At 68.4% G+C, this 11,599-nt stretch carries 12 protein-coding genes; 10 read left to right on the plus strand and 2 right to left on the minus strand.

Going from position 1 to position 11,599, the window contains the following annotated elements; translation table 11 throughout:
- The 3 genes from VGT00_06180 to VGT00_06190 form a co-directional block, all read left to right on the plus strand.
- A partial coding sequence (locus VGT00_06180; GenBank protein HEV8530984.1) for an alpha/beta hydrolase occupies positions 1 to 602 on the plus strand: 602 nt, incomplete at its 5' end.
- Positions 603 to 641: 39 nt separating this feature from the next.
- Positions 642 to 1,532 carry a serine hydrolase domain-containing protein gene (locus tag VGT00_06185; GenBank protein ID HEV8530985.1) on the plus strand — a complete coding sequence of 297 codons (891 nt, stop codon included), beginning with the start codon at positions 642 to 644 and terminating at the stop codon, positions 1,530 to 1,532.
- Positions 1,533 to 1,577: 45 nt separating this feature from the next.
- Positions 1,578 to 2,927: an amidohydrolase gene (locus VGT00_06190; protein ID HEV8530986.1), complete on the plus strand. Its 1,350-nt coding sequence runs from the start codon at positions 1,578 to 1,580 to the stop codon at positions 2,925 to 2,927.
- Positions 2,928 to 3,134: 207 nt separating this feature from the next.
- Here the strand turns inward: VGT00_06190 and VGT00_06195 are convergent, their stop codons facing one another.
- The gene (locus VGT00_06195; protein ID HEV8530987.1) at positions 3,135 to 4,139 is read right to left on the minus strand and encodes an ABC transporter substrate-binding protein; all 1,005 of its coding nucleotides are present in this window, start codon (positions 4,137 to 4,139) and stop codon (positions 3,135 to 3,137) included.
- Between the two features lie 44 nt (positions 4,140 to 4,183).
- A complete protein-coding gene (locus VGT00_06200; GenBank protein ID HEV8530988.1) occupies positions 4,184 to 5,575 on the minus strand; it encodes an FAD-binding oxidoreductase in 1,392 nt (463 codons plus the stop codon).
- Between the two features lie 140 nt (positions 5,576 to 5,715).
- On the opposite strand from VGT00_06200, the gene VGT00_06205 reads away from it, so the two are divergent.
- The 7 genes from VGT00_06205 to VGT00_06235 form a co-directional block, all read left to right on the plus strand.
- Entirely contained in the window at positions 5,716 to 6,267 is a 552-nt protein-coding gene (locus VGT00_06205; protein ID HEV8530989.1) for a hypothetical protein, read from the plus strand.
- Positions 6,268 to 6,525: 258 nt separating this feature from the next.
- Entirely contained in the window at positions 6,526 to 7,005 is a 480-nt protein-coding gene (locus VGT00_06210) for a GNAT family N-acetyltransferase (GenBank protein ID HEV8530990.1), read from the plus strand.
- A gap of 82 nt (positions 7,006 to 7,087) precedes the next feature.
- A complete protein-coding gene (locus VGT00_06215) occupies positions 7,088 to 7,861 on the plus strand; it encodes a class II aldolase/adducin family protein (protein HEV8530991.1) in 774 nt (257 codons plus the stop codon).
- A 20-nt stretch (positions 7,862 to 7,881) separates the two neighbouring features.
- The gene (locus tag VGT00_06220; GenBank protein ID HEV8530992.1) at positions 7,882 to 8,601 is read left to right on the plus strand and encodes a DUF4197 domain-containing protein; all 720 of its coding nucleotides are present in this window, start codon (positions 7,882 to 7,884) and stop codon (positions 8,599 to 8,601) included.
- A 19-nt stretch (positions 8,602 to 8,620) separates the two neighbouring features.
- On the plus strand, positions 8,621 to 9,145 hold the full coding sequence (locus tag VGT00_06225; protein HEV8530993.1) for a hypothetical protein: 525 nt from the start codon (positions 8,621 to 8,623) through the stop codon (positions 9,143 to 9,145).
- Positions 9,146 to 9,166: 21 nt separating this feature from the next.
- Complete coding sequence (locus VGT00_06230; GenBank protein HEV8530994.1) at positions 9,167 to 10,510, plus strand: M20/M25/M40 family metallo-hydrolase; 1,344 nt, start codon at positions 9,167 to 9,169, stop codon at positions 10,508 to 10,510.
- 160 nt (positions 10,511 to 10,670) lie between these two features.
- The coding region (locus VGT00_06235) for a zinc-binding dehydrogenase (protein ID HEV8530995.1) at positions 10,671 to 11,599 on the plus strand (929 nt) is incomplete at its 3' end.

Genomic DNA, 11,599 nt, shown 5'->3' on the forward strand with positions numbered 1-11,599 from the left:
CGGGCTATGACTGGGGTGGACGCGCTGCCTGTATCGTTGCCCTCGTGGCGCCTGAGCGCGTGCGCGCGCTCGTCACCATCGGAGGCTATAACGTCCAAAACACCCTGGGGCCGCCGCGCCCCGCCAGCCCGCTCGAGGAGCGAGCGTACTGGTATCAGTGGTATTTCAATACGGAGCGCGGCCGCCTGGGCCTCGAGCAGAACCGGCGCGAGCTGTGTCGCTTCCTGTGGCAGGAGTGGTCGCCGACCTGGCGGTTCGATGACGCCACCTTCGACCGGACGGCGCCGTCATTCGACAATCCTGACTTCGTCGAGGTGGTGATCCATTCCTATCGCCATCGCCACGGCAATGCGCCCAGCGACCCACGCTTCGATGCCATGGAGCGCCGACTTGCGGAGCGGCCTCCCATCACCGTACCCAGCGTGGCGCTCTGGGGCGGCGATGATGGGGTCGATCCCACGCGCCGCTCGGAGCGGCACATGTCGCTGTTTCCCGGCGGCACCGAGCGTCGCATCGTGGCCGGCGTCGGTCATTTCATGCCGCGCGAGCAACCCGCGGCCGTGGTCGAGGCGATGCGGGAACTCCTCGCGAAGTCCGAGTAGAAATCGGGAGCCCTCCACGCCCTTGCGGGCGGCGACGATATGTGCGCCTCGCCGCTCCTGACCGCGGTGGTCGAGGGGGGAAAGCTCGGCCCTCACGATCCGCTTTCGCATCCGGTGCCATGGTGGAGCCTCACGAAGGTGGCGCTGGCCGCGGGCGCCCTCGCCCTCGTGGCGCGAGAAAAGCTCGCGCTGGACGCGCCCCTCGCCGGGCGGCCCTTCACCTTGCGCCAGCTCCTGCAGCACACGGCGGGTGTCCCCGACTACGGCGGGCTTGCCGCCTATCACGAGGCCGTGGCGAGGAGCGACGAGCCCTGGAGTACGCACGAGCTCTTGCGGCGCGCCGATGCGGAGACCTTGCTCTTTCCGCCAGGACGAGGCTGGGCCTATTCGAATGTCGGATACCTCATCGTCCGTCGCCTCATCGAGGACGCGGCAGGCGAAGAGATCGACGCGGCGCTTCAGCGCCTGGTGTTCACCCCATTGCGGGTGCCGGGGGTGCGGCTCGCGCGCGTCCCTAGCGATCTCGGCGTCACCGCGTGGGGCAATGAGGCGGGCTACCATCCGGGCTGGGTCTATCACGGCCTTCTGATCGGCACGCCGGGCGAGGCCGCGCTGTTCCTCGATCGCCTGCTCTCGGGTCCTTTGCTCCCGCCCGCGCTGCTGGACGCCATGGCTGAGCCTTACCCTCTCGGCGGGCCCATGCAGCGCCGGCCGTGGCGCACGCCGGGCTACGGCCTCGGCCTCATGATAGATGTCGCGTCTCCCCGAGGCCGGTGCCACGGTCATACGGGCCAGGGACCGGGCAGCACGGCGGCCGCCTACCGCTTCGCTGATCTCGACTCGCCATGTACGGCGTCGGCATTTGCGCCGGTGGAGGACCAAGGGGTCGTCGAACAGGCCGTGCTCGCCTTGCCAAAGACGATGAGCTAGAGTGCCGAAGATGCCCATCACCCGGGGAGAAGGAGTGACTGAGCGATGACGAAAGACGAGCTGAAGCGGCGCATCTTCGAGGCGATCGACAAGCGGGCCGACGAGATCATCGGCATCGGCGAGCGCATTCTCAAGAATCCGGAGATGGGCTTCAAGGAAGTCAAGACGGCGGCCCTGGTTCAGGAGACCTTCCAGCGACTGGGTCTGGAGTCGCGCACCGGGCTCGCCATGACCGGGGTGCGGGCGGATGCCCGCGGGCGCGCGGGCGAGGGCCCGACCTTCGCGCTGCTCGGCGAGCTCGACGGCCTCCGCGTCACGGGCCATCCGCAGGCTGATCCCGAGACGGGCGCCGCCCACGCATGCGGCCACAATGCCCAGGTGGCCGGGATGCTGGGGGCGGCCATGGGGCTCGTCGACGCCAAGGCCTTCGATCATCTCGCCGGGCGGGTGGCCCTCTTCGCCGTCCCCGCCGAGGAGGGCGGCGACATCGAGTGGCGTCAGGCCCAGATCAGGGCGGGCAGGCTCGAGTTCCCGTGCGGCAAGCAGGAGCTGATCAAGCTGGGCTGCTTCGACGACGTGGATCTCGCCATGATGATCCACACCAACTGGCGCGCCGAGGACGGCAAGGCCGGCGTGCCCGCGTCCAACAATGGCCGGGTGGGGAAGACCGCGCGATTCGTGGGCCGCGCGTCCCATGCCGGCGGAGCGCCGCACATGGGGGTGAACGCCCTCTATGCCGCCCAGATCGGGCTCGCCGCCATCAATGCCCTCCGCGAGACGTTTCGCGACGAAGACTCGATCCGCGTCCACCCCATTCTCACGCATGGCGGGTCGCAGGTGAACGTGATCCCGGGCGAGGCACGCCTCGAGATGTACGTGAGGGGCAAGAATGCGGAAGGCGTGCTCGACGCGAGCCGGAAGGTGGACCGGGCCCTTCGCGCCGGCGCCCTGGCTCTGGGCGCGCAAGTGGAGATCGAGACGCTGCCCGGGCCCATGCCGCTGCTCTGCGATCAGAGCATGTCCAGGCTCTTCGAGAGTACGGCCAAAGGCCTCGTGGGCCAGGAGCAGTATCGGGACATCCCGCATCGATCGGGGTCGACGGACATGGGAGACGTGAGCCAGATCATGCCGAGCCTGCATCCTTACATGGGCGGGGCGCAGGGACCGGGCCATGCCGCGACCTTCGCCATCGTGGACAAACAGCTCGGCTATGTCCTGCCCGCCAAGGCCCTGGCCGCCATGGTCGTCGATCTTCTCGCCGACGGGGCCGCGGGCGCGCGCGAGATCGTCGCCAAGGCCAAGCCACCGATGAGCCGCGAGGACTACCTCACCTTTCAGCGGGGCATGGCGCGGCGCGAACTCTTCGACGGCGCCGCACCATCAAAGAGCTCGTAGGCTGCTCACTTCGTCGGAGTCGTCGCCCCCTGATCTACTCAGCCCTCGAACTGCGGCCCTCTCCCCCGATGGGGGAGAGGGCGGAAGGAAGCCCTCGCTAAGCTAGAATCCCTCTCCCCCACTGGGGGAGAGGGCAGGGTGAGGGGGAAGTCGATGGCCGCGCGCGATCTACTTAGAGCTTGCCGCAGTCGACGCGCGATCAGTTCTCTACTGGATCACCTGGGTGGCCTGCACCAGGACCGACTGCGGAATGGTCAGGCCGAGAGCCCGGGCGGTCTTCAGGTTGACGAACAGGTCTAACTTCGTGGGCTGCTCCATCGGAAGGTCGGCCGGATTGGCTCCCTTCAGGATCTTGTCCACGTGCGTTGCCGACCGCCGGTACGAATCGACGAGGTCCGGCCCCAGGGACAGCAGGCCCCCGGCTTCCACGAACTCCTTGATGTCCATCGTCGTCGGCAGTCGGTACTTGAGCGCGAGGTCTGCGACCATTCTTGGCCGGTTCGCGACCAGGGGATCACCCGGCGCGATCAGCGCACCTGCGCCCTGCCTGGTCGCGGTCTTGAAGGCGCCCGCGAGGTCCCCGGGAACCCGCACTTCGAGGCGTTGAAGCTTCAACCCCAGCGTGGGGGCCGCGGCCTCGAGCTCCTTCAAGACCGGCCCGTAGGTGGGATTGGGCGGGTTCCAGAAGACCGCCACCCGCGCAAGGCTCGGCACGATCGCCTTGAGCAGCTCCAGCCGCTTCCCGCCGAGCTGCGAAGTCATCAATGTCATCCCCGTGACGTTGCCGCCCGGCCGCGCGAGGCTGGCGACGAGTCCGGTCTCGACCGGATTGGCGGCGAGGCCCCCCATGACGATGGGGATCGCGCTGGTGGCTTGCTTGGCCGCAAAGCTCGCCGGCGTACCGGAAGCCAGGATCAGCTTCACCTTCAGGTCGACCAGCTCGGCCGCGAGCTCGGGCAGCCGATCATTGCGGTCCTCCGAGAAGCGGTACTCGATGGCGATGTTCTGGCCCTCGACGTAGCCGAGCTCGCGCAGCCCCTGGAGAAAGCCCTCGATCATAAAGGCCCGGCCCTCGCGCGAGCCGACGGCCAGAAAACCGATCCGGGGAACTTTCGCGGCCTGCTGGCCGGGCCTCTCGCAGCCAGACAGAAGGCTGAAAGCGGCCAGGGCCACGCTGCCCTGCAGGAGCTCGCGACGGCTATGGCGGCGCATGCTGGCCCCCCTGGACTGCGTGTATCGCGTGCCGCTCAATTCCATCAAAGCTGGCCGGAGTCGCCCCAGCCCTCGAGCAGCTTGACGTAGTCGGGGTTCTCGTAGCGGTCGAGGCGGAAGGCGGGAGCATAGCGCGGGAGCGGGCGCTCGGCGATGTAGTCGGCGAGAAGATCCGCCGCGCCATTGGAGGCCATCATGCCGTAGCCGGAGAGCGCGCCGATCACGTAGGCGCCCTCCATGGGCAGCGGCCCGGCGAGAAAGCGATTCTCTCGCGTCTTGGTGTAGTAGCCGCCGTCCACGAAGCAGCGAGGCATGCGCGTGAGATAGGGCGAGAGACGCGGGATCATCCGCGCCATCCCATGGAGCACGACCTCGGGGTAGGCAGGATCGAATTCCGGCGGAAAGCTGGGCTCCACGGTCTCGACGTCATAGGTCCAGATGCCGAGGACGGAAGTGCTTTCCCCCGCGCCCTCGGGACGGCCGTGCGCGCCCCCCGGTAGCTCGTCCACGAGACGCCGGTGGCGGGCCGAGCTCGACAGCTCCTCCCGCTCGTCCTCCGACCACGCGATGGTCACCGGATCGGTCCAGATGGTCAGGGGCGCCGAGCGCGGCATCGCGCCGAGCGGGTCGTTGAAGGCGATCTTGGCGTGCAGCTCGCAGAAGAGCGGGAGCTTGATCCCGAGCATCCGGGCCGCCGTCTCGTGTAACGGTCCCGCCGCCAGCACCACGCGCGAGGTCCCGATGGTCTGGAGGCCACCTGCGGCGCGCATGTCGACGCCGCGCACGCGTCCGCCTGCCGTGTCGATGCGCTCCACCCGACCTTCCATGAGGCGGACCCCATGCTCGCGGGCGCGCTCGAGCATGTACATGCCGAGCTGCTGGCCGCTGAACCATCCGCAGCGCCGGGCGTGGACGAGGGCCAGCGTCTCCGGGGCGAGGAAGGGGAAGTGGCGCCGGATGAGTACCGGCTCGGTGATCACGTCCGAGCCGGTCAGCGGCGAGTCGAATCCTTCTGAGGCGGCGGGCTCGTAGCCGCTTGCCACCGTCGCGTGCAGGCGCATCGGCCCGGAGCCGAGCGTGGCCGCCTCGCGTGCCATCTCCACGAAGCGAGAGACGCGCGCGGGGTCAGCGGTGGCGAAGAGGTAGCCACGCCGATTGAGGCGCATGACATTGTCGCTCTCGTGGGCCAGCTCCTCGAGAAGGTCGATGCTCCGGTTCATCACCGCGACCATGTCGTCGCCGGGACCGGGCCACCAGTTGCGGTAGCACTCCGCGGACTTGTCGCTGGTCAGGGAGAGGGGCGGGCGCTCGTCCACCAGGAGCACGTCGCGCACTCCGCGGCGCACGGCCAGGTGGTAGGCGGTGGCGACGCCGGCGATACCTGCGCCACAGATCACGACCTCCGCTGCGACTTGGGCCACGATGCCCGCCAGCATACCTCAATCCCTCAGCCTCGCGTTGCGTACGCCTTCACACTCCTTTACCTTCACGACATATCCCCTTCACGTGGCCGCCACATGGTGCGGCACGAGCAGGGAGGGGCGCCTGCGAAGTGATCTAGCCACGGGAGGGGCGCATGCGAGCAAGAGAGGTGCTCGGAGGGCTGGTGCTGGTTCTCGGGCTGACGGTGCCGGCGGCGGGACAATCACCGGAGGACGCGCAGGCACCGGAGCTCCTGCCCGTGGCCTATGAGGAGATGGGTCGGGCCGCGGACCGTCCCGAGATGCAGGGACACCGGGCTTTCGGCGGCTGGCAGCACCGCGCCGGAGGGTGGCAGGGGCGAGGCGGGCGCTCCTTCATCGGCATGGTGCTCCGCCATCGACAGGAGCTGGGGCTGACCCCTCAGCAGGTGGAGTCGATCCAGAAGCTCGGCATGGACTTTCGACGGGCGGCCATCCGGCGCACGGCCGATCAGCAGCTCGCTCGGCTCGATCTGATGGAATTGCGGCGAAGCGATCCCGTGGACATGGGCAAGGTCGAGACCAAGGTCCGGGAGATCGAGCGCATGCGGGCCGATGGGCAGATCGCCGCCATCCGCACGAGCGAGCAGGCCAAGGCCCAGCTCACGGCCGAGCAGAAGGAGAAGCTCAAGGGACTCTGGGCCGCGCGCTGGCAGCGGATGCCCTAGGCCGAACTTTTCGTGATCGCGCGTGCCGCATTTTTGCCTCCCCCTCATCCTGCCCTCTCCCCCTCTGGGGGCGAGGGATCAAAATGAATTCCTCTCCCTCGGAGAGGAGAGGGCCGCAGTTCGAGCTGAAGGGCGCAGCCCTGAGGCGAGGCCTGAGTAGACCAGGGTGGCGTTGTCTGGCGAATAGTCCAGGCCAGGACTCAGACGGGATGGAGGCGATGTCCGAGGGGGCGAGCCGCAGTAGGGTACACTCCTCGAATGGCGCTCGCCCCGATCATCCGTCGCTACGAGCCGGCGGACTTTGATGCGGTGAACGATCTCTGGCGGCGCGCCCGCCTCCGGGCCTTTCCGGATTTCCAGGCGCGGAAGGGACATACGGCGGAGGAGGATCGCGAGCACTTCCGCGACGTGGTCCTGGTCCGTCATGATGTCTGGGTGGCGGAGCTCGACGGGAGGGCCACGGGGTTTCTGGCCATGGCCGGTGATTTCATCGACCAGCTCTACATTGACCCGGATCACCAGCGGAAGGGCATCGGGCGCGCCCTGATCGCTCATGCCCAGGCGCTGTCGCCCTCCGGCCTTCGCCTCTTCACCTTCCAGATCAACCACGATGGCCGCGCCTTCTATGAGAGCCTCGGGTTCGTGGCCGTGAGGCTCGGCGTCAGCCCGGCGCCGGAATCCGAGCCCGATGTCGAATACCACTGGAAGCCTCAACGGGAGAGCATCGCCTGCTCGTAGCCCCAGCAATCTTTCGTGGTACAGTACCGACCGCCGGACGTGCAGGCATTGATCCGCAACGATCCAGAGGAGGGAGTCGATCATGACCGATTCAGCCCTGACCATACGATCGCTCAAGGACAAGGTCTCGCCAGAGGAATGGGCGGTGCGTGTGGATCTCGCGGCCTGCTATCGGCTCGTGTCGCGGTACGGCTGGGAGGATCTCGTCTTCACGCATATCAGCGCGCGGGTCCCGGGCACCCAGGACCACTTCCTGATCAATCCGTACGGTCTGTTCTTCGACGAGATCACGGCCTCGAGCCTGGTCAAGATCGACCAGGAGGGCAACAAGGCGGATGACTCGCCGTTTCCCGTCAACGCCGCTGGCTTCGTCATTCACAGCGCCATTCATGGCGCGCGCCACGACGCCCAGTGCGTGCTGCACACACACACCCCGAGCGGGGTGGCCGTCTCGACGCAGCGGGCGGGACTGCTCCCGATCTCCCAGCATTCGATCTCGGTGCTCGGGAGCCTGAGCTACCATGACTTCGAAGGTCCGGCCCTCCGGGACGACGAGAAGCCCCGGCTCGTGGCGGACCTCGGCGACAAGAACTCGCTGATCTTGAGAAATCACGGGCTCCTGACCGTGGGGGAGACCGTGGCCGAGGCCTTCGTCTCCATGTACTACCTGGAGACGTCCTGCGCGATCCAGGTACGCGCCCAGTCGGGCGGGGGAGAGCTGATCTCGGTTCCCAAGGAGATCATCGACAGCGCCTACCCTGTCATGGGCGCCAGACGGGGAGGGAGCCGGGGCGAGCTGGTGTGGCCCGGGCTGCTCCGGCGGCTCGACCGTAGCGATCCCTCGTATCGCGACTGATCGCGCGCCTCGAGGCTTCCATGATCGCGCTCAGGCTGGCCGTGGCCGTCGCCCTCGCTCTCTTCGCCACGCCCGCATGGGCGCAGCTCGATCAGGTCCTCAAAGGTCTTGGCCTAAGCCAGCAAGGCAGCGGCCTGTCCGACGTCAAGGTCGGAGCCGGGTTGAAGGAGGCGCTCCAGGTCGCCACCGAGAAGTCAGTCAGTCTCACCGGGCGGACGAACGGCTACTTCGGCAACGAGGCGATCAAGATCCTCATGCCCGAGAAGCTGCGCAGCGTGGAGCAGGGGCTGCGGGTCGTGGGCTACGGCCCCAAGGTCGACGAGTTCGTGCTGAGCATGAACCGGGCCGCCGAGAAGGCCGCGCCGGCCGCCAAGAAGATCTTCTGGGACGCCATCGGCTCGATGACCTTCGACGACGCCCAGAAGATTCTGGGGGGCGGGGACACCGCGGCCACGGACTTCTTCAAGCGGACGACGACCGACAAGCTCACGGCGGCCTTCAAGCCCGTGGTGGATCGCACCATGGGAGAAGTCGGAGTGGTCCGCAAGTACAAGGAGCTGATGGGGCGCTTCGAGGCCATTCCCTTCGCGCAGAGCCAGACCTTCGACCTCGACGGCTACGTGGTCGGCAAGGCGCTGGACGGTCTGTTCCACGTGGTGGGCGAGCAGGAGCGGCAGATCCGAACGAACCCGGCGGCGCGGACGACGGCCCTGCTCAAGGAAGTCTTTGCCTCGAAGTGACCTGCGCGGGAGATCTGACGTGAAAAGGCATGTGATCGTCTCGGCCGTCGTCCTGAGCCTCGCCGCGAGCCTCGTGCTTGTCTCCGGCGCGGCTTTGGCCCAGCAGCCGCGCACGGGCTCTGCCGGCGGCCGCCCGGGTGCGGGCGGCCACGTGGGCATGCACCGCCCCGTTCCTCCACCTTTTGTGCGTCCGCCCTTCGTCCATCGGCCTGGCCATTTCCCCGCGCGGTTTTTCGTGTACGCGGCACCCCCCTGGTACGGCCCGTCTTACTCCACGCCTGTCTACAGTCCGCCGGTCGTGATCGCGGTCGCGCCGCCGCCCCCCATCACGCCGTATCAGTGGGTCTGGATTCCGAGTCCTCCCCCGGCTCCTCCTACGGCGCCGCCCCCGCCTTCCGCGCCAGCGGCCGCTGACCGGGAGCCCGCCCGCCAGAGCCAGATCTATCGCTGGGTGGACGAGGACGGCGTCGCGAACTGGACGGACGGCTGGGACTCCGTGCCAGAGCGTTACCGCGCCCAGGCCAAGCGAAGGGTCTCCGGCTGATCAGGCCGAGGGGAGAATCTCATGAGCGATGGACGCGCCATCGAGGCTGAAGCCACCGAGCTCCTGCGGACGCTCATCCGGAACAAGTGCGTCAACGATGGCACGGTCGGATCGGGGCAAGAGACGCGGAACGCCTCCGCGCTCGAGGACTACTTCGCGGGCTCGGGCGTGTCCTGCGAGCGGTACACGTCGAAGCCGGGGAGGGAAAGCCTCATCGTCCGCATCGAGGGCTCCGATCCGTCGGCCCCGCGGCTCCTCCTCATGGGTCATACCGACGTCGTTCCCGTGAGCGCGGACGGCTGGCGTCGCGATCCTTTCGGGGGCGAGCTCGAGGACGGCATCGTGTGGGGACGCGGGGCCATCGACATGCTCAATCTCACGGCGACCATGGCCGTGGCCACTCGCCAGCTCGCCCGGAGCGACTTCCGCCCGCGGGGCACCCTCATCTATCTGGCGGTGGCCGACGAGGAGGCGGGCGGCACCCACGGCGCCGGCCACCTGGTCGAGCGCGAGCCTCAAGCGGTCAAGACCGACTACGTCATCACCGAGAACGGCGGGGTGCCTATCCCCACGCGCTCCGGCCACGTGCTGACCCTGGGGGTGGGCGAGAAGGGCGCCAACTGGCGGCGGCTCACCGTGGCCGGCACGCCCGGCCATGGCTCGCGTCCCTTCCGCACCGACAACGCGCTGGTGACGGCGGCCGAGGTGGTCCGCCGGATCGGCGGCTATCACCCCAAGGCGCGGATCTTCGACGTGTGGCGCCGCTACGTGGAGGCCCTCGAGCTCGGCCCCGACCTCACGCGCGACCTCACCGATGCCGACCGCGTCCTCGAGTCGGCCCGCGAGCTCGACAACCTGGCTCTGGCCCGGGAGGCCCACGCCTGCACCCACACCACCTTCTCGCCCAACGTCATTCACGGCGACGTGAAGACCAACGTCATCCCCGACCGTGTCGAGATCGACGTGGATATCCGCGCCCTGCCAGGCGTGACGCCGGAGGAGGTCGATGCCATGCTCGCGGAAGCCCTCGGAGAGCTGGCGTCTCGCGTGACGATCACGCATGGGCGCGCCGAGCCCGGATCGCTCAGCTCGCCGGATACGCCGCTCTTCGATTCCGTGAGGCGGATCGCGGAAAAACTCCTGCCCGGCAGCCGCGTGGTTCCGCGGCTGACCACCGGCGGCACCGACGGCAAGTTCTTCCGCTGGCGGAACATTCCCGCCTACGGCTTCGGCTTGCACTCCCTGCGCATCCCGCACACGGAGTATCCGATCATGTTTCACGGCCGCAACGAGCGCGTCGACACGGAGAGCCTCAAGCTCTCCGCCATGATGTGGGAGGCCCTGTGCCGGGACTTCCTGGCCTGAGCGCCTCTGTCCACCGGGTCCGGGGGGGAGCGCCGGCTGTCGCTCCCTCTGAGGGTTGGCTCGGCTCGCCTTCGGCTGTGCCTCACAGTGCAACCCCGGGCCCCCCCACCAGCTGGCGTGACATCCACATGCTTCTCACCACTGACGGCGGGGAGGACATATGAAGGGACGCGTGGCGGTGCTCAAGGCGTACGGCGGCGAGTTCGAGCTGCGCGAGTATCCCGTGCCGGAGGTCGAGGCGGGCGCCATCCTCGTGCGCCTCTCCCGGGCCGGCGTGTGCGGCTCCGACCTTCACATCTGGCGGGGCGAGATGAAGGAAATCTACGGGGCGAGCCCGCAGGATCTCACCTTCGGCCACGAGATGTGCGGGCGCGTCGACAAGCTGGGCGCGGGGGTGACCACGGACTCGATGGGCCAGCTCCTCCGCGAGGGCGACCGCGTGACGTACCTCTACTTCTTCCCGTGCGGGCGCTGCCCCGTGTGCCTGCACGACGAGATGGGGAACTGCCCGCGCAAGGCGCGCCCCAACCGGGTGGCGGGCACGCCGCCCTACTTCAACAACGCGTACGGCGAGTACTACTACCTGCGGCCCGGCCACTTCGTCTTCAAGATCCCCGACGAGATCTCCGACGACATCGCCACCCCCACCAACTGCGCCCTCTCCCAGGTGCTCTACGGGCTGCGGCGCGCGGGGCTCCGCGCGGGGCACGCCGTGGTGATCCAGGGCGCGGGCGGTCTCGGCATCAACGCGGTGGCGGTGGCGCGCGACCTGGGCGCGGACAAGGTCATCGTGATCGACCGGTTGCCCGAGCGGCTGGAGCTGGCCCGGGCCTTCGGCGCCGATCACACCCTGAGCGCCGTCGAGCTTTCCACGGCGGACCGACGCGTGGAGGCAGTCAAGGAGCTGACGGGCGGGTTCGGCGCCGACGTGGTCGCCGATCTGGTCGGCTATCCCGAGGTCATCCCCGAAGGACTGCGGATGCTGCGGGGCGGCGGCTGCTACCTCGAGGTGGGCAGCATCGCGCCCGGCAACATCTTCAGCTACGACGCCACCGCCCTCGTCCGCGGCAACTCGCGGCTCGTGGCCAC

Source organism: Candidatus Methylomirabilota bacterium, from assembly GCA_036002485.1.
Lineage (GTDB): Bacteria > Methylomirabilota > Methylomirabilia > Rokubacteriales > CSP1-6 > AR37.